The organism is Pseudonocardia nematodicida (genome assembly GCF_040105385.1).
In the GTDB taxonomy this organism is placed as follows: domain Bacteria; phylum Actinomycetota; class Actinomycetes; order Mycobacteriales; family Pseudonocardiaceae; genus Pseudonocardia; species Pseudonocardia nematodicida.
Genome location: NZ_JBEDNQ010000005.1, coordinates 24,099 through 40,891, shown reverse-complemented (window position 1 = coordinate 40,891; position 16,793 = coordinate 24,099). Strand labels below are relative to the sequence as shown.

Here is a 16,793-nt window from a genome sequence, read left to right as displayed (position 1 = left end):
ACCCCGACGCAGCGGAAGGAAGGACGACCATGCCCGAGGCCTACATCGTCGATGCGTGCAGGACCCCCGTCGGACGACGGCGGGGCGGGCTCGCCCAGGTCCATCCCGCGGACCTCGCGGCGCACGTGATCCGCGAGCTGGTCGGCCGCAGCGGGGTGGACCCCGCGGCCGTCGACGACGTGATCCTCGGCTGTCTGGACCAGATCGGGGCCCAGTCCGGCGACATCGCCCGGACCGCCGCGCTGGTCGCCGGACTGCCCGCCACGGTGCCCGGGGTGACCCTCGACCGGCAGTGCGGCTCGTCCCAGCAGGCCGTCCACTTCGCCGCCCAGGCCGTGCTGAGCGGGACCGCGGACCTCGTCGTGGCCGGCGGGGTGCAGCAGATGAGCTGGTACCCGCTGCTCGCCGCGCACGGCGCCGCCGAGCCCTTCGGGACGGCCGACCCCTGGAGCAGCTCACCGGGCTGGCGGGCCCGCTTCGGTGACGAGGAGATCTCCCAGTTCCGGGCCGGCGAGCTCATCGCGCAGCGCTGGGACGTCAAGCGTGAGCGGATGGAGGCCTTCGCGCTGGAGAGCCACCGACGGGCCGTCGCGGCCCAGGACGCCAGCGTCTTCGACCGCGAGATCGTGCCGCACCCCGGGATCGCGGCCGACGAGTGCCCGCGGCGCGACACCAGTGCGGAGAGGATGGCGCAGCTGCCCACACTCACCGACGGCGGACGGCTGACGGCCGCGACGTCGAGCCAGATCGCCGACGGCGCCGCCGCCCTGCTCGTGGCCTCCGAGCAGGCCGTCCGCGACCACGGGCTCACCCCGCGGGCCCGTGTGCATCACCTCACGGTGCTGGGCGCCGACCCCGTCGAGATGCTGACGGCCCCCATCCCGGCCACGGTACGGGTGCTGGAACGGACCGGCCTGAGCATCGACGACCTCGACGTCATCGAGATGAACGAGGCCTTCGCCAGCGTGGTCCTGGCCTGGCTGGACGAGGTGGGGGCCGACCCGGGCCGGGTCAACCCGAACGGCGGCGCGATCGCGCTGGGCCACCCGCTGGGCGCGACCGGCGCGCGGCTGATGACGAGCATGCTCCACGAGCTGGAACGCCGCGGTGGACGGTTCGGGCTGCAGGTGATGTGCGAGGGCGGCGGCCAGGCCAACGCCACGGTCATCGAGCGGCTGGACCGGAGGGACGCCTGATGATCACCACCGCCGAGATCGTCGACCGGCTGGAGTCGGTGCCCAGCATCGACCGGCTCCTGGAACTCGGGTGCCGCCGGCACGCGGACAAGGCGTTCATCCGGTGGCGCGGCGAGACGACCACGTACGCGGAGTTCGACGCCGACGTCGCGCGGGTGGCCGGAGCGCTGACCGGGCTCGGGGTGCGCGAGGGCGACCGGGTCGCGGTCATGATGACGAACTCGCCCGACTGGCTGGCGCTGTGGTTCGCGGTGGTGCGGACGGGAGCCGTCCTGGTGCCGATCAACACCGCGCACAAGAGTGCCGGCCTGCGCTACCAGCTCGAGGACTGCCGACCGTCGGTCCTGGTTCTCGACCCCGGGTTCGTGATCCACCTCGACGTCACACAGCTCGAGCACCGCCCCCGGCACGTCTTGACCGCTGTCCCGCGTTCCACCACGCCCCCGGTCGTGGCCACCGGGCTCGGGCCGCACTCGCCCGCCGCGATCCTCTACACCTCCGGCACGACGGGCCCGCCCAAGGGCTGCCTGCTGCCGCACGGCCAGTACGTCGCGGCGAGCTTCCTGCACGCCGACGCCTGCGGCTACGACGAGTCGACGGTGATCTACACCTGCCTGCCGCTGTTCCACATCAACGCGCAGAACTACACGGTGCTCTCCGCGCTCGCCGCGGGCGGCACGGTGGCCCTCGACGACCGGTTCAGCGCCTCGCAGTTCTGGGACCGGCTGACCGAGGTCGGCGCCACCGCGTTCAACTTCATCGGCTCGATGGCGGCGTCGCTGTGGAACCAGCCGGAGCGCGAGTCCGAGCGGCAGCACGGCGCCCGGGTGGGGTTCGGGGTGCCGCTCGCGCCGGAGATCTGGGAGTCCTGGGAGAAGCGGTTCGGCGTGCGCGTCGTCTACACGTACGGGATGACGGAGAACGCGCTGCCCGCCATCGTCGACTCGCGGGAGACCCCGGTGCCCGCCGCACGCCGGGGGTCGTCGGGGCAGGCGAGCCCGACCAGCGAGATCGCCGTCGTCGACGAGCACGACCGCCCGCTCGGAGCGGGCGAGATCGGGCAGATCCTCACCCGCGCGAGGATCCCGTGGACGATGACGACGGAGTACGTCGGCCGGCCCGACGCCACCGCCGAGGCCTTCCGCAACCACTGGTTCCACACCGGCGACCTCGGCTACCTCGACGCCGACGGCTACCTGTTCTTCGTCGACCGGCTCAAGGACGCGGTGCGCCGCCGCGGCGAGATGGTGTCGTCCTGGGAGGTCGAGACCGTCGTCGCGCAGTACCCCGGGGTGTCGGAGTGCGCGATGGTCGGCGTGTCCTCCGAGCTCGGCGACGACGACATCCTCGTCGTGCTGGTGACCGACGACCCCGGCTTCGACCCGGCCCGGCTCGTGGCCTTCTGCGGCGAACGCCTCGCCCACTTCCAGGTTCCGCGCTACGTGCGCCGGGTCGAGGAGCTGCCGAAGACCCAGACCCAGCGCGTCGAGAAGTACCGGCTGCGCCACGAGGGGCTGCTGGCGGGGGACTGGGACGCGGGAGTCCCGCGCCGGGCCCGTGAGGTCCACGAGGCGCCCACCCACTGACCACCCGACCCATCACCACAACGCAAGGGAGACAATGATGTCCGAACCCGGCTCCGGGCCCGCGGCGCGGCGCCCGCGCCCGATCATCGCGCCGAAGCTGCACCACTCGACCTTCCTCACCCTCAAGCTGCACGAGATGGTGGCCTGGTACGAGAAGGTCGCCGGCCTGACGCCGGTGCACTACAGCGACGGCGCCGCCTGGATGACCAACGACGAGGCGAACCACCGCATCGCGCTGATCGCCCACCCGGCGATCAAGAAGCCGGTGGACAAGCCGACCAGCGCCGGCCTGCACCACACCGCGTTCGAGTACGCGGACTTCGACCAGTGGGTGGACAACTACGTGCGCCTCCGCGAGGAGGGCATCGTCCCGTTCATGAGCCTGGACCACGGCATGACGATGTCGCTCTACTACGCAGACCCCGAGGGCAACGGCGTGGAGATCCAGGTCGACGCGTTCGGCGACTGGGGGAGGTCCACCGAGTGGATGTGGGCCTCGCGCGAGTTCGCCGAGAACCCCATCGGTGAGTTCTTCGACCCGGACCAGGTGGTCGCGGCCCGCGAGAAGGGGCTGTCGAAAGACGAGATCCACGCGAACGCGCGGGCCGGTGACTACCGCCCCGAGAAGGTTCCCGAGGACGTCCTGCTGCCCGAGGTCTACTGACCAGCCGGAGTGAGCGACGAGTCCAGCTTCTACACAGCGCAGTGACAGAAGAAGGAGTGGTCATGTCAGGACGACTCGAGGGCAAGGTCGCCCTCATCACCGGAGCGGCGCACGGGCAGGGCCGGTCCCACGCCATCCGTCTCGCCGAAGAAGGCGCCGACATCATCGCCGTCGACATCTGCGAGTCCATCGCGTCCGCGCCCTATCCGATGGGGACCGCGGAGGAACTCGCCGAGACGGCGGCCGCGGTCATCGGCACGGGGCGGCGGATCGTCACGCGCAAGGTCGACGTCCGCGACCAGGCCGGACTCGGGGCGGCGGTGCAGCAGGGAGTGGCGGAGCTGGGACGCCTCGACATCGTCGCGGCGAGTGCCGGCATCTTCCACAACGCCTCGTTCGTCGAGATGACCGACGCCGAGTGGCACGAGATGGTCGACGTCAACCTGCACGGTGTCTACAACACCCTGAAGGTCTCCGTCCCCTACCTCGTCGACCAGGGCGCCGGCGGGTCGATCGTCATCACCAGCTCGGCGGGCGGCGTGCGGTCGTGGCCGAACATGGCGCACTACTGCTCCACGAAGCACGCCGTGATCGGGCTCATGCTCTCGCTGGCGAACGAGCTGGGGCCGCACGGGATCCGGGTGAACTGCGTGGCGCCGACCACCGTGGACACGCCGATGATCCAGAACGAGGTGACCTGGGCGGGCGTCGGCGTCCGCGACTCGGAGGAGTTCGGTGCCCTCTACAAGGGACAGCACTTGCTGCCGTTCCCGTGGGTCGAGGCGCGCGACATCTCCAACGCCGTGTTGTGGCTCGCCTCGGAGGAGGGCCGCCACGTCACCGGCGTGACGCTCCCCGTCGACCTCGGCGTACTGCAGAAGACGACCGCCTGACCCCCCGTTCCTCCTCTCCCGTGAAAGGGCCGAGAATGTCTGTTACCGGCACATCGTCCGCCGAGGTCACGGCGAGCATGCTCGAGGCGGCTGACACCGACATCGCACGCTTCTTCTCCCTGTTCGCCGACGACTGCGTGTTCCGGCTGGGGAACAACGAGATCGTGCGTGGCAGGCACGACATCCAGGAATGGGTCGGTGGGTTCCTCGGCGGGGTGACCGGGCTGCGGCACACCGTCCTCGAGATGTGGTTCGAGGGGGAGGTGACGGCGGTCCACGCCGATGTCACCTACACCCTGCACGACGGCACCAGCCTGACGCTGCCCGTGGTCACCCGCACCCGGATACGCGAGGGACAGGCGCACGAGTACTTGATCTTCATGGATCCCGGCCCCGTCGTCGCGGCGTCCAGCTGAAGTCCGGCTCGGTGCGCACCGGACCGACTCGACCACCTGCTGACCGCACACAGTCCGAGGAGACGACGATGTCCCCACACGATGCCCATGCTCCGGCCACACAGCACAGAGCTGCGGGGCTGCTCGTCCTGTTGGCCTGTTGGGCGGCCGTCGTCGCCGACGGGTACGACGTCGTGGTGTACGGCGCCGTTCTCCCGTCACTGCTGCAGGAACAGTCCTGGGGCCTGACTCCCGGGCTCGCGGGACTGCTCGGGTCCGTACCGCTGATCGGCATGTTCTTCGGCTCGCTCGTGGGGGGATCCCTGGCCGACCGTGTCGGGCGCCGGCGCCTGCTCATCCTCTGCGTGGTCTGGTTCTCGCTCCTCACCGCCGCCTGCGCACTGGTCGCGGACCCGCTGACCTTCGCCGTGCTCCGTTTCCTCGCCGGTCTCGGTCTCGGCGGAGTGCTTCCGGTGGCGAGCGCCATCACGGCCGAGTTCCTCCCCGCCCGCTACCGCAACCTCGTCTACGCGGTCATGTTCAGCGGCTTCCCGGTCGGCGGCGTCGCGGCCGCTCTGATCGGGATCTCGGTCATTCCCACGTTCGGCTGGCGACCTATGTTCGCCCTCGCGCTGGTTCCCGGGCTGATCGTCGTGCCGCTGGCGCTGCGCGTCGTTCCCGAGTCCGTCGGCGTGTTGCGCCGCCGCGGGGACCACGTCGAGGCCGACGCGGTCGCCCGGCGATTCGGTCTGCCCCCGCAGCCCACCGCCGCCGATCCCGCCGCCGAGCCGGCGGGGCGACCGGCGACGGCACTGTCGCTGTTCACCGAGGGCCGGGCGGCGGCGACGGCATGCTTCCTCGTCACCAGCTTCCTGTGCCTGTTCATGATCTACGGCGTCAACACCTGGCTTCCGCAGATCATGCGCCAGACGGGCTTCTCGCTGGGTGGCGCCCTCACCTTCCTGCTCGTCTTCAACCTCGGCGCCGCCGTCGGCACGGTGCTGGTCGCGCTGATCGCCGACCGGGTCGGATCGAGAGGCGTGCTGATCGGGACCTTCATGCTCGGAGCCCTCTGCATCCTGGGGATGAGCCTGAATCCGCCCCTGGCGCCGATGTACCTGCTGATCGGCCTGACCGGGATCGGGACCGTCGGTAGCCAGGCGTTCGTCCTCGCGCTGGTATCGAAGACCTATCCCATCGCGCTGGCCGCGCCGGCCATGGGATGGACCCTCGGTGTGGGCCGGCTGGGCTCGGTCGCCGCGCCATTGATCCTCGGCCTGCTCATCGGTGCGGGGGCCGCACCAGGACTCAGCTTCCTCGCCCTGGCCGGCGCCGGCGTGCTCGCAGCCGTGCTGACGGTGCTGATCCCGCGACAGGTCGGCTCCGCCGGGACGGCACCGCCGCGCGTGCCCACCCCGATACGGAAGGGAGCCTGACATGGACGTCGGCCTGCTCCTGCTGCGCCTCGTGATCGGTGCACTGCTGGCGGGGCACGCCCTGCAGAAACTGGCCGGGGCGTTCGGCGGTGGCGGTCTGGCCCGAACCGGCGCGGTGTTCGACTCGTGGGGGCACCGGCCCGGCGTGCCGATGGCTGCGTTGGCCGGCACCGCCGAGCTGGTCGGTGCCGTGCTGCTCGTGCTCGGACTCGGCACGCCGCTCGCCGTCGCGATCGTCGTGGGGACGATGCTCGTCGCTGCACTGGCGTTGGCGCCCATGGGGCTGTGGGCGACCCAAGGGGGTTCAGAGGTCCCCGTCCTCTACGGCGCGACGGCCGCGACGCTCGGCTTCACCGGCCCCGGTGCACTGTCCCTCGACGCCGTTCTCGGGTGGTCGTGGTTCTCCGGGGTCGGCTCGGGTGCGGCGGCGGTAGGACTGGGCCTGGTCACCGGGGTCCCTGTCGCGGTCCGAGCCCACCGCAGGCGACGTGTCGCAATGACCCCCTGATCGCCGAGCCGACGGATCCGACTCCGCGGGAGGTCTTGTTGTGCTGCACCGGCCGGACGAGCAGAGTCTTTATCTGATCGTGCGGAGCGATCCTGGAGCACGTCGACGGTGGTGGGCCGAATCGGGCTGCGTTGCACTGCGTTCTGCACCAGTCGACCTGCGCAGACACGCAGGTCCGGGTCGTGTCGCGGTTCGAACGATCCTGGCGGTCAAGGGGGCAGGGTTCGAATCCCCTCGGCTCCACCCATTCTTCACAGAGCCGGGACCTCGGTCTCCATCGCGGCGTAGCGGGCGATCGGCGCGACCGTATCCGACTCTCAGTCCGCACCATCGGCGTAGTAGCGGGTGCCTCGACGTTGGCCGATCTGAGTGAGTCGACCCTCACGCACGAGCCCCTGCAGAAGCTGTAGGGCCTGCTGGCGCCCCAGGCCGGTGAGCTCTCTGACCCGCTCGTTCGAAAGGTCTTCCGTCCGGGCGGTGTCGACGACCAGGTTGCCCAGTTGCCGGAGGTTCAGCCGGTACGACGCCGGAGGTGCGATATCGCCTTTGAGGGTGTACGTCGCGCCCCCGCGCGCTCCGTGTTGTTCCAGTAGATCGGCATCGCGAAGTCGGTGCAGTGCTCGCCGCGCGAAGCCGCTGTCGTCGGTCTTGAGGAGACTGCGGGCGACGGTGTTATTGAGCTCGTACCCACGCGCAGCATGGACGAGAAGGATTCTGTCCTGGTTCTCGATCGAGCCCTCCGCAGTGAGGTCGGCCAGCCAGCCCCGCTCACGTGAGGTGATCGGTCCGTTGAGCGGCAGGACCACAGACACGGTGTTGCCCTCTTCGGTGAAGACAGGAGGATCGAGCAGGGCTTGCTCCATCTCGTCCTCGATCACGTCGACCCCGCGGCCGGCGTCCTCGGCCAGACGAAACCGCCGCAAGGCGTCGATGATGCACGGGTTCCGGGCTGCCTGGGCCTCGCGAATTGTGGCGATCGTCACGGGTTCGGGTAGTCGGCCGGGGGATGTCACCTGGACTCGATCGCCACGCAGCTCGACGAGCGTGACCATCCGGTCGACTTCATAGCTGCGGTGTGCGACAGCGTTGGCGATCGACTCGCGCAGCACCACGAGCGGGAGCTTCGGGATCTCGTACCGGTGAACCCCTGCGACGATCAGATCGCTGCCCAGTTCGCTGACGACGAATTCGGTCGCGTCCCGGACCTGGTCCGGGAGGGGGCCGCCGAAGGTCTCGCGACGATCGTAGTCGGGGCCGTCGTCCGAGTAACGGCGAACTTCGACGACGGCCTTGCTCAGGTGCAGGGTATCCGCAGGGTTGGTAGTGATCAGTGCTCCGGCAATGGTCAGGTTCTCGCCGACTGCGAGCCCTCGTTCCCGGAGCCTGTCGGCCAGGTGGTCGGATTCCGATGTCCAGGTGTACACCCTGCAGAGTTCTTCCAGGCTGTCCGGCCGTGCAGTCGTGATGGGTATTTCCGAGTCTGCACGTTCGAATCTCTTCAGGGCGCGACTCCCCATGAAGGTAAATGCCGCGTCACCTATCAGTGGGACGTTGCGCCCTCCTCGGCGTACGAGAAGTCTTCCGTCGCTCGTCTGTGCGAACCCCTCTTCGCGTCGGCGAACGAGGACGGCGACGACTGGTTTGCCATCGACCCTGATCTCCCTGACGGAGTATCGCCCGGGATGGTGGACGGACATCGCGGCTTCGTGGATCTTGTCATCCGTGCCCTGGTCGAGCCGCCGCCCCTGGACCGTCCGGTCGTCCGAGACCCCGATGAGGATGACTCCGCCGTCGGTGTTGCTGAAGGCGACCATGGGCTCCTGGAGTCGCGGTGCGCTGGTGCCGGTCTTCAACTCGACCTCGTCGGACTCTCGCTCGATCAGGGCGGCGAAGTCGCCGGCCGTGTACTCGTCGCGGAGGCGGATCACGGCACCAGTATGCCATGGTATGAAGAGTTTGTTCTGGGCCGTCGGACGAGAGTAGAAGGGCTTCATACTTCGGCATAGAGGTCCGGGCCCGGGTCCACGTTCGCTGATCTCTCCCACGGCGCGACGAGGGGTGAATCATGACCACCAAGCCCACGATCTACGACGTCGCCGCCGCCGCCGGCGTCGCTCCGTCCACGGTGTCGCGGGCCCTGGCCCGCCCCGGCCAGGTCAGCACGGCCACGGCCGAGCGGGTGCGCCGCGCCGCGGAGGAGCTCGGCTACCGCAGCTTCGCCGTCGGCGCCCCGGGTGGGTCGGCGACGACCGGGATCGTCCTGCTCGTCACGTCCGACATCACCAACCCGTTCGCCTTCGAGCTGATCCACGGTGCCGAGGACGTGGCGTTCGGCGCGGGGCTGGCGATCGCGGTCGCGGACTCCCAGGAGTCGGGGCAGCGGGAGCGGGCCTCGGTCGAGCGCGCACTATCCACGGTGGACGCGGTCGTGCTCGCCAGTTCCCGGATGCCGGACTCGGCGATCCGGGTGATCGCGAAACAGCGGCCGACGGTCGTGCTGAACCGGGTGGTGCGCGACGTCGTCAGCGTGTCGGTCGACTACACCGACGCGGCCTCCCGGGCGGTCACCCACCTGCGCGATCTCGGGCACGACGCGGCGGAGTACCTGGCCGGGCCGACCGCCTCCTGGGCGGACGGGGCGCGGTGGCGGGCGCTGCTCGAGGCGTCCCGCGCGGCCGGGGTCCACCTGCGCCGGACCGGGCCGACGGTGCCCACCGTCGAGGGCGGCACCCGCGCCGTGGAGAGCCGGGCCGGGCGCCCGCCGACGGCCGTCGTGACCTTCAACGACCAGGTCGCGGTCGGCGCGATGCGCGGGTTCGCGGCGGGGTCGCTGTCGGTGCCCGGCGACGTCAGTGTCGTCGGGTTCGACGACACCGTGCTGGCCCGGCTGGTCGTGCCGGGCCTGACCACCATCGCCAGCCCGCTGCGGGAGATGGGCGGCCGGGCGCTGGAGAGCGTCGTGTCGCTGCTGGCCGGGACACTGCCGGGGCCGTCGGTGCCGATGCCGGCCGAGCTGGTGGTCCGGGAGTCGACCGGCCCTCGGCGAGCCCGTATGGCTCGGTGAACGGGTCGGACGCCGCCGACGCCGACGATCGTCGGGGACCGCCGGCGGGCCGGCCGGGTCGCCGGAGCGGGGTCCCCGGTCGTGCGGTATTCCGACGCCGGTGTCCGGGGCGGCACGCTGCTCCCGGTGGACGTGCCCCGGACGGGCGGCGACGGGCGCGACGACCGGTGCAAGACGCGGCAACCCGTTGCCGACCCGGTGGCTGTGGATGACGGTGGTCCCCGGAACGGCACATCCGGTCCGGGACGGTGCGTGGGTGCGCCGTCGAGATCGTCCACGAGGGGGAGTCGGCGTGACCGTGCAGACGACGAGGCGGCTGGTTCGCGGACCGGGCGGCGCGCGAGCCGCGGCCCCGACCGGCATCGTCCATATCGGACTCGGGAACTTCTTCCGCGCGCACCAGGCCTGGTACACCGAGCACGCCCCGGACCGCGACGAGTGGGGCATCGCCGCCTTCAGCGGGCGCAGCGCCGGGCTGGCCGCGTCGCTGCAGGCCCAGCAGGGTCTCTACACGCTGCTCACCCGGCACCCGGACGGTCCCGCCCCGGAGGTCGTCGCCAGCGTCTCGGCCTGCCTGCCCGGCTCGGACCACGTGAGCTTCCTCGACCTGATGGTCCGGCCGGAGACCCGGGTGCTGACGCTGACCGTCACCGAGGCCGGCTACCGGCGCGGCACCGGCGGCGGGCTCGACACCGACGACCCGGACGTCGCGCGCGACCTGGAGGCCCTGCGGGGCGCGTTGCGCGCTCCGGTGACGACCGTCCCCGCCCGGCTCGTCGCCGGCCTGGCCGCCCGCCGTGCCGTCGGCGGCGGTCCGTGCACCGTGCTGTCCTGCGACAACATCGACGGCAACGGCCCGGCGACCGCGCGCGTCGTGCAGGACGCCGCCGCGGCCGTCGCCCCCGGCCTGGCCGCCTGGATCGCCGACACCGTCTCGTTCCCGTCCGGGATGGTCGACCGGATCACCCCGCGGACCGACGACTCCGACCTGGCCGAGGTGCAGGCGATCACCGGTGCCGCCGACGCGTCCCCGGTGGTGACCGAGCCGTTCAGCGAGTGGGTGATCGAGGACGACTTCCGGGCCGGCCGGCCGCGCTGGGAGGACGCCGGCGCGCAGCTGGTCACCGACGTGACCGCGCACGAGCGGCGCAAGCTGCTGATGCTCAACGGCGCGCACTCGCTGCTGGCCTACGCCGGCCCGCTGCGCGGGCACGAGGTCGTCGCCGAGGCGATCGCCGACCCCGTCGTGCGCTCCTGGGTCGACGCCTGGTGGGACCTCGCCGGCCGGCACGTGCCGCTGCCCGGCGCCGACCTCGCCCGCTACCGCGACGAGCTGGTGAACCGGTTCGCCAACCCCGCCATCCGGCACCGGCTGGCCCAGATCGCCGCCGACGGCTCGCAGAAGCTGCCGGTCCGGGTGCTGCCGGTGCTGCGCGCCGAGCGTGCGGCCGGCCGGCTCCCGGCGGCCGCGGTGCGGATCCTCGCCGCCTGGACGCTGTCGCTGCGCGGCGGCACTCCGAGCGACCCGATGGCCGGCACCCTCACCGACGCCGCGCGTGGTTCGATGACCGACGCCGCGGCGCGGGTGCTGCGGGTCCTCGACCCCGAGCTGGCGGACGACGGGGCGGTCGTCACCGCCGTCGCGCGGGAGGCCGGGGAGCTGACGGAACGGACGGGGTGAGCGGTGCGCGGGGCGTGGATCGACGCGAGCGCCGGAGTGGCCGGCGACATGCTGCTCGGCGCCCTGCTCGACGCCGGAGCCGACCCCGCCGCGGTACGCCGGCAGGTTGTGGCGCTGCTGCCCGATGAGGTCGCGATCGACGTCGGCACGGTGCAGCGCGCCGGCCTGCGGGCCACCCGGGCGACCGTGCGCAGCACCGCCGAGGACCACTCGCACCGGTCCTGGTCGGGTATCCGCGAGTCCATCGTGGACGCTGATCTGGCCCCCGTCGTCCGGGACTCCGCGCTGCGGGTGTTCGGGCTGCTCGCCGACGCGGAGGCGCGGGTGCACGGCGTCCCGGCCGGCGAGGTGCACTTCCACGAGGTGGGGGCGTGGGACTCGATCGCCGACGTCGTCGGCACCTGCGCCGCGGTCGCCGACCTCGGCCTGAGCACGATCACCGCCGGACCCGTCGCGCTCGGCTCGGGCCGGGTCCGCAGCGCGCACGGCGAGATCCCGGTGCCGGTGCCCGCGGTGCTGGAGCTGAGCCGGGGCTGGCAGGTCTCCGGCTCCGGGGACGGCGAGCTCGCCACCCCCACCGGGATGGCGCTGCTGCGCGGGCTCGCCGCTAGCTGCACGACGATGCCGCCGATGACCGTCGCGGCGACCGGCTACGGCGCCGGCTCCCGGGACACCTCGGGGCGGCCGAACGTGGTCCGGGTGGTCGTGGGCGAGCCGGTGGACGCCCCGGCGGGGACGGATATGACCGTTCTCGAGACCAATGTGGACGACATGGATCCGCGGTTGTGGCCGGGTGTGCTGGCGGCGCTGCTCGACCGGGGCGCGGCGGACGCCTGGCTCACCCCGATCCTGATGAAGAAGGGCCGTCCGGCGCACACGTTGCACGTCCTGGCCGCGCCGGAGCTGGCCGGTCCGCTGCGCGCCTTCGTCCTGCGGGCGACGTCCACGCTGGGGGTCCGCGAGACGCCGGTACACCGGCACGCGCTGGGGCGGACGTGGGTCCCGGTCCCGATCGATGGCGCGCAGATCCGGATCAAGCTCGGCACCGAGGGGGAGCGGATCGTGCACGTCGCCCCGGAGTTCGACGACGTCGCGGCGCTGGCCGCCGAGCGCGGCCTCCCGGCGCGCCGGGTGCTGGAGGCCGCGGTCGCGGCCGCCGAGTCCGCCGGCCTCCGCCCGGGCGAACCGGTCCCGGTGCGGTCCGAGCGCTGAGCACCGTGCGGCGAGGGACCGCGCGACCCGGTGCGCCGCCGCGGTGACCGGTCACCCGTGCGGCGCGGCGATCTGCGCGGCCAGGTGCCCGGCGCCGTAGCCGTTGTCGATGTTCACCACGGCGACCCCGGGGGCGCACGCGTTCAGCATCGTCAGCAGCGCCGCCACCCCACCGAACGACGCCCCGTACCCGACCGACGTCGGCACCGCCACGACCGGCGCCGACACCAGCCCCGCGACGACGGTCGGCAGCGCCCCGTCCATCCCGGCCGCGACGACGATCGCCCGCGCGGCCCGGAGCACCTCCAGCTGCCCGAGCACCCGGTGCAGCCCGGCGACCCCGACGTCGGCGATCAGCTCGGTGCGCCGCCCGAGGTGGGTGGCGGTCAGCGACGCCTCCCGCGCGACCGGCAGGTCCGAGGTCCCGGCCGCGAGCACCACGACGGCACCGCCCGTGGGTGACGGCGGGGCAGGTGGCCAGGCCAGCAACCGCGCCTCGGGCTCGTACACGGCGTCGGCGGCGACCGAGTGCACCGCGGCGGCGTGCTCGGGGGAGGCCCGGGTGAACAGCGTGCGGGCCCCGCGCGCGACGAGCTCGGCGGCGATGGCGCGCACCTGCTCGGCCGTCTTGCCCTCGCAGAACACCGCCTCGCCGTGCCCGCGCCGCTGTGCGCGTCCCAGGTCCAGCCGGGCGAAGTCGCCCACCTCCCCGGCGGTCATCGCACCGACACCAGGGGCAGGGTGAACGCCCCGGACTGCAGACCCGCGAGGTCGACGGCGACGAACCGGAACCCCGCGCCCCGCACGGCGTCGAGCACGCCCGCGCGGTGGGTACCGAACGCGTCGGCGATCATGTCCTCCGGCAGTTCGACCCGGGCGACGTCGCCGTGGTGGCGCACCCGGACGTCGTCGAACCCGAGGTCGCGCAGCGCGCGCTCGGCCCGCTCGATCTGTTCCATCTTCTCCACCGTGACCGGGTCGAAGTGCGGGATCCGGGAGGCCAGGCACGGCGCGGCGGGCTTGTCGGCGTTCGGCAGGCCCATCGCCCGGGCGATCCGGCGCACCGCGGACTTGTCCAGCCCGGCCGTCGCGAGCGGGCGCAGCACGCCGTGCTCGGTGGCGGCGCGGGCGCCGGGGCGGTCCCGGCGGGCGCGGTCGTCGAGGTTCTCGCCGTAGGCCAGGGCGTCGAGCCCGAACCGCTCGAGCACCTCGGTGCCGATCGCGGTGAACAGGGTGTCCCGGCAGGCGTAGCAGCGGTCCGGGCCGTTGGCGGTGTAGTCGGGGCGTTCCAGCTCGCCGGTCACGACCTCGACGACCTCGACCCCGAGGGCCCCCGCGACCCGGTGCGCCATCGCCCGCTCGTCGGCGGCCAGGCTGGCCGACACTCCGACGATCGCGAGCACCCGACCCGGCCCGAGCGCGGCGGCCGCGAGCCCGAGCAGGGTCGAGGAGTCGACACCGCCGGACAGCGCCACTCCGAGCCGGCCGACCGGTTCGAGCTCGTCGAGCACCCGGTCGACGGCGGCCCCGTCGGCGTTGTCGAGTGCCGTGCGCCAGGCATCCTCGGCCCGGACGTCCACCATCGCGCTCTCCTCCTCGATCGGTTCGGCTCCAGTGTCCATCCCCGGCGCCCGGTGCACTCCCGCCCACCCTCGCGCGGGACCTCGGTCGTGCCGCCTCTTCACACCATCGCTGCGCGATCGGCGGCAACCGGTTGCCGGTAGTTGCCCGCCGCCGGGGCACGCTCGTTCCACCCGCGACGGGTACGGCAGCGTTCCCGGCCGATGATCGAACCGCTCTCGGGCGCCCCTCGCAGGGACTCGCGGAGGGCCGGCGCGACTACGCTCCATCGGCGTGACCGCCCGTCCGACGATCTACGACGTGGCCCGCGCCGCCGGGGTCTCGCCGTCGACGGTGTCCCGGGCGCTGTCGCGTCCGGGACGGGTCAGCGCGCACACCGCCGACCTGATCCGCCGGGTCGCCGCGGAGCTCGGCTACGCCCGGTCGCGGGAGACGGCGCCGTCCGCGCCGCCGTCGGTGGTCGCGCTGGTCATGTCGGACATCACCAACCCGCACTCCTCGGAGATCGTCCGGGGTGCCGAGGAGGAGGCGGCCGCGGCCGGCTACACGATGCTGCTCTGCGACACCCGGGAGTCCGCGGACCGCGAGGCGGCCGTGCTGCGCCGCGTGCTGCCGGTGGTGGACGGCGTGCTGCTCGCCAGCTCGCGGCTGACCGACGACGAGGTCGGCGCGGTCGGCCGGCGCCGTCCGACGATCGTGCTGAACCGGGCGCTGCCCGACGTCCCGTCCATCGTGCTCGACAACGAGCGTGGCGCCCGGCTGGTCGTCGAACACCTGCACGGGCTGGGCCACCGCCGGATCGGCTACGTCTCCGGGCCGGCGACCTCACCGGCCGAGGCGGAGCGGCGCGCCGGGATCGAACTGACCTGCCGGGAGCTCGGCGTGGAGCTGGTGCGGTTCGCCTCGACGGTGCCGACCATCGAGGGCGGGGCGGAGCTGGCCGGTGCGGTGGCGGACAGTAGCGCGAGTGCCGTCGTCGCCTACAACGACCTGCTCACGGTCGGTGTGCTGCACGCTCTCGGGCGGCGCGGGGTGTCGGTCCCCGGTGACGTCGCGGTCGCCGGGTTCGACAACGTCGAGCTCGCCCGGCTGGTCAGCCCGCAGCTGACCTCGGTCGGGGCTCCACTGTCGACGATGGGGGCCTCGGCGATGCGCAACCTGCTGCAGCGGGTGGCGGCTCCGGGGCGGACGGCGACCCGGTCGGTCCGCCTGCCGGTGCGGCTGATCGTCCGGGAGTCGACCGCGGGAGCTCAGGACCGCAGCCGGTAGAGGATCTCCCCGGCCGGGTCGACGACCAGGGTGTCCGGGTCCGCGCGGGCCGCCTCGAGGTCGATCCCGGCGGGGTCGGCCCAGCCCAGGTTCACCGACTCGGTCCTCTCCCGCCCGATCCCGGTCGCCAGGGTGACCCGCACCCGGCACCGCTCGCCGTGCTCGGCGTCGTAGGTGCCGGCGCCGCGCAGGTGCGTCGAGTGCGCGATCACCCCCCACGGCAGGTGCCGGAACCGCTCCCACTGCGCGGTGAAGTAGTCCCGGCAGTGGTAGCCGATCTCCTCGATCTCCGGGTGGGACTCGGACACCGTGCTGATGTGCGGGGCGACGATCACGACCTCGCCGCCGTCGGCGACGACCGGCTCGAGCTTGTAGAAGCCCTTCGCCGCCGTCCAGATGTCGGAGTACTTCGCCGGCATCACCGAGACCACCCGGGACACCGGACGGTCCAGATAGGTCACGTGCGACCCGGCCGACACCTCCGCGGCCGCGGCCCACGCCGTGTGCGGGTCGCCGAAGGAGACCGCGTGCAGGTCGGCCGCGCCCGAGCGCACGACCAGGCACAGCGCCCGGCGCTCGGTCGGGATCATGCTCGCGGCCTCTTCGATGACCGCGCGGACCGGCGTGATCCCCCGGGTGCCGATGATCTCCACGCTGGAGATCAGCGCGCCCAGCCAGTGCGACAGGTCGATGATCTCCGGGCCGGCGACGCCGGGGAAGAAGTACTTGTCGCCGCCGGAGAAGCCGACGACCTCGTGCGGGAACACCGGCCCGACGACGAGCGCCAGGTCCGCCTCGACGACGTGCCGGTTGATCCGCACGTCCACCGGCTCGGACAGCCGGCCCTCGGAGAGCTCGGCGACCCGCTCCCCGGGGATCACGCCGACCGAGACCAGGGTGGCGGGGTCCCACCACTCGTGGTTGAGCACGGTGACGCCCGGATACGTCCGCTCCAGCTCGCCGTCGGCGTAGCCGAGGTGGGCGGCGAGCCGGTCGCCGCTCATCGGCTGGTGCGTGCCGAGCGCGATGAGGACGGTGATGCTGCGCGCGCGCCCGGCGAGTGCGCGGTGCACCTCGGCGAGCAGCAGGGGCAGCGGGCAGCTGCGCGTGCCGTCCGGGACGACCACGCACACCGAGCGGCCCTCGACCGGCAGCCGGTCCAGGTGGTCGGCGACGAACGCGCGCACCTCGCCGGGGTCGAGGACCTCCTCGGGGGAGCCGATGATCGTCGGGACGGCGGTGGCGCTCGACATGGGCGCCACCGTCGGCGATCGCGCGGGCGCGCGCAAGCTCCGCGGCAAGCGGTGG

The 16,793-nt window shown here is 72.6% G+C and carries 15 protein-coding genes; 11 read left to right on the top strand and 4 right to left on the bottom strand.

Translation table 11 applies throughout. From position 1 onward, the window contains the following. The first annotated feature begins 29 nt into the window (after nucleotides 1-29). From WIS52_RS13130 to WIS52_RS13100, 7 genes are all read left to right on the top strand, one after another. Complete coding sequence (locus tag WIS52_RS13130; protein WP_349298494.1) at nucleotides 30-1,196, top strand: acetyl-CoA C-acetyltransferase; 1,167 nt, start codon at nucleotides 30-32, stop codon at nucleotides 1,194-1,196. Beyond that, nucleotides 1,196-2,782: an AMP-binding protein gene (locus WIS52_RS13125; RefSeq protein ID WP_349298493.1), complete on the top strand. Its 1,587-nt coding sequence runs from the start codon at nucleotides 1,196-1,198 to the stop codon at nucleotides 2,780-2,782. The genes WIS52_RS13130 and WIS52_RS13125 overlap by 1 nt, the downstream gene beginning before the upstream one ends. Nucleotides 2,783-2,819: 37 nt before the next feature. Beyond that, entirely contained in the window at nucleotides 2,820-3,446 is a 627-nt protein-coding gene (locus tag WIS52_RS13120) for a VOC family protein (protein WP_349298492.1), read from the top strand. Nucleotides 3,447-3,508: 62 nt separating this feature from the next. After that, entirely contained in the window at nucleotides 3,509-4,339 is an 831-nt protein-coding gene (locus WIS52_RS13115) for a mycofactocin-coupled SDR family oxidoreductase (protein WP_349298491.1), read from the top strand. Between the two features lie 77 nt (nucleotides 4,340-4,416). Continuing rightward, nucleotides 4,417-4,755, top strand: coding sequence for a nuclear transport factor 2 family protein (locus WIS52_RS13110; protein WP_349298490.1), 339 nt, complete (start codon nucleotides 4,417-4,419; stop codon nucleotides 4,753-4,755). A 68-nt stretch (nucleotides 4,756-4,823) separates the two neighbouring features. Beyond that, nucleotides 4,824-6,170 (top strand): MFS transporter, encoded by a 1,347-nt coding sequence (locus WIS52_RS13105; RefSeq protein ID WP_349298489.1) that lies wholly within the window; start codon nucleotides 4,824-4,826, stop codon nucleotides 6,168-6,170. Nucleotide 6,171: 1 nt separating this feature from the next. Continuing rightward, entirely contained in the window at nucleotides 6,172-6,678 is a 507-nt protein-coding gene (locus WIS52_RS13100; protein ID WP_349298488.1) for a DoxX family protein, read from the top strand. Between the two features lie 317 nt (nucleotides 6,679-6,995). On the opposite strand, the gene WIS52_RS13095 is transcribed toward WIS52_RS13100, so the two are convergent. After that, nucleotides 6,996-8,606, bottom strand: coding sequence for an ATP-binding protein (locus WIS52_RS13095; RefSeq protein ID WP_349298487.1), 1,611 nt, complete (start codon nucleotides 8,604-8,606; stop codon nucleotides 6,996-6,998). 137 nt (nucleotides 8,607-8,743) lie between these two features. Between WIS52_RS13095 and WIS52_RS13090 the strand changes: the two genes are divergently transcribed. The 3 genes from WIS52_RS13090 (at nucleotide 8,744) to larC (ending at nucleotide 12,635) form a co-directional block, all read left to right on the top strand. Further along, the gene (locus WIS52_RS13090) at nucleotides 8,744-9,742 is read left to right on the top strand and encodes a LacI family DNA-binding transcriptional regulator (RefSeq protein WP_349298486.1); all 999 of its coding nucleotides are present in this window, start codon (nucleotides 8,744-8,746) and stop codon (nucleotides 9,740-9,742) included. Between the two features lie 292 nt (nucleotides 9,743-10,034). Further along, the gene (locus tag WIS52_RS13085; RefSeq protein ID WP_349298485.1) at nucleotides 10,035-11,423 is read left to right on the top strand and encodes a mannitol dehydrogenase family protein; all 1,389 of its coding nucleotides are present in this window, start codon (nucleotides 10,035-10,037) and stop codon (nucleotides 11,421-11,423) included. A 3-nt stretch (nucleotides 11,424-11,426) separates the two neighbouring features. Continuing rightward, nucleotides 11,427-12,635, top strand: a complete 1,209-nt coding sequence (gene larC / locus WIS52_RS13080) for a nickel pincer cofactor biosynthesis protein LarC (RefSeq protein ID WP_349298484.1) — start codon at nucleotides 11,427-11,429, stop codon at nucleotides 12,633-12,635. Between the two features lie 51 nt (nucleotides 12,636-12,686). Here the strand turns inward: larC and larB are convergent, their stop codons facing one another. After that, entirely contained in the window at nucleotides 12,687-13,355 is a 669-nt protein-coding gene (gene larB, locus WIS52_RS13075) for a nickel pincer cofactor biosynthesis protein LarB (RefSeq protein ID WP_349298483.1), read from the bottom strand. Further along, the gene (gene larE / locus WIS52_RS13070; RefSeq protein ID WP_349298482.1) at nucleotides 13,352-14,218 is read right to left on the bottom strand and encodes an ATP-dependent sacrificial sulfur transferase LarE; all 867 of its coding nucleotides are present in this window, start codon (nucleotides 14,216-14,218) and stop codon (nucleotides 13,352-13,354) included. Before larE ends, larB begins: the two co-directional genes overlap by 4 nt. Nucleotides 14,219-14,489: 271 nt before the next feature. On the opposite strand from larE, the gene WIS52_RS13065 reads away from it, so the two are divergent. Then, entirely contained in the window at nucleotides 14,490-15,485 is a 996-nt protein-coding gene (locus WIS52_RS13065; protein ID WP_349298481.1) for a LacI family DNA-binding transcriptional regulator, read from the top strand. On the opposite strand, the gene WIS52_RS13060 is transcribed toward WIS52_RS13065, so the two are convergent. Continuing rightward, nucleotides 15,467-16,738 (bottom strand): lactate racemase domain-containing protein, encoded by a 1,272-nt coding sequence (locus WIS52_RS13060; RefSeq protein WP_349298480.1) that lies wholly within the window; start codon nucleotides 16,736-16,738, stop codon nucleotides 15,467-15,469. The genes WIS52_RS13065 and WIS52_RS13060 overlap by 19 nt on opposite strands. Nucleotides 16,739-16,793 lie beyond the last annotated feature (55 nt).

Excerpts from the sequence above, each read along its gene's own strand:
- WIS52_RS13090 (WP_349298486.1), top strand. The coding sequence starts at position 8,744 with ATGACCACCAAGCCCACGATCTACGACGTCGCCGCCGCCGCCGGCGTC.
- WIS52_RS13105 (WP_349298489.1), top strand. The coding sequence starts at position 4,824 with ATGTCCCCACACGATGCCCATGCTCCGGCCACACAGCACAGAGCTGCG.
- WIS52_RS13130 (WP_349298494.1), top strand. The coding sequence starts at position 30 with ATGCCCGAGGCCTACATCGTCGATGCGTGCAGGACCCCCGTCGGACGA.
- larB (WP_349298483.1), bottom strand. The coding sequence starts at position 13,355 with ATGACCGCCGGGGAGGTGGGCGACTTCGCCCGGCTGGACCTGGGACGC.
- WIS52_RS13120 (WP_349298492.1), top strand. The coding sequence starts at position 2,820 with ATGTCCGAACCCGGCTCCGGGCCCGCGGCGCGGCGCCCGCGCCCGATC.
- WIS52_RS13125 (WP_349298493.1), top strand. The coding sequence starts at position 1,196 with ATGATCACCACCGCCGAGATCGTCGACCGGCTGGAGTCGGTGCCCAGC.
- WIS52_RS13115 (WP_349298491.1), top strand. The coding sequence starts at position 3,509 with ATGTCAGGACGACTCGAGGGCAAGGTCGCCCTCATCACCGGAGCGGCG.
- WIS52_RS13100 (WP_349298488.1), top strand. The coding sequence starts at position 6,172 with ATGGACGTCGGCCTGCTCCTGCTGCGCCTCGTGATCGGTGCACTGCTG.
- WIS52_RS13110 (WP_349298490.1), top strand. The coding sequence starts at position 4,417 with ATGCTCGAGGCGGCTGACACCGACATCGCACGCTTCTTCTCCCTGTTC.
- larE (WP_349298482.1), bottom strand. The coding sequence starts at position 14,218 with ATGGTGGACGTCCGGGCCGAGGATGCCTGGCGCACGGCACTCGACAAC.
- WIS52_RS13060 (WP_349298480.1), bottom strand. The coding sequence starts at position 16,738 with ATGTCGAGCGCCACCGCCGTCCCGACGATCATCGGCTCCCCCGAGGAG.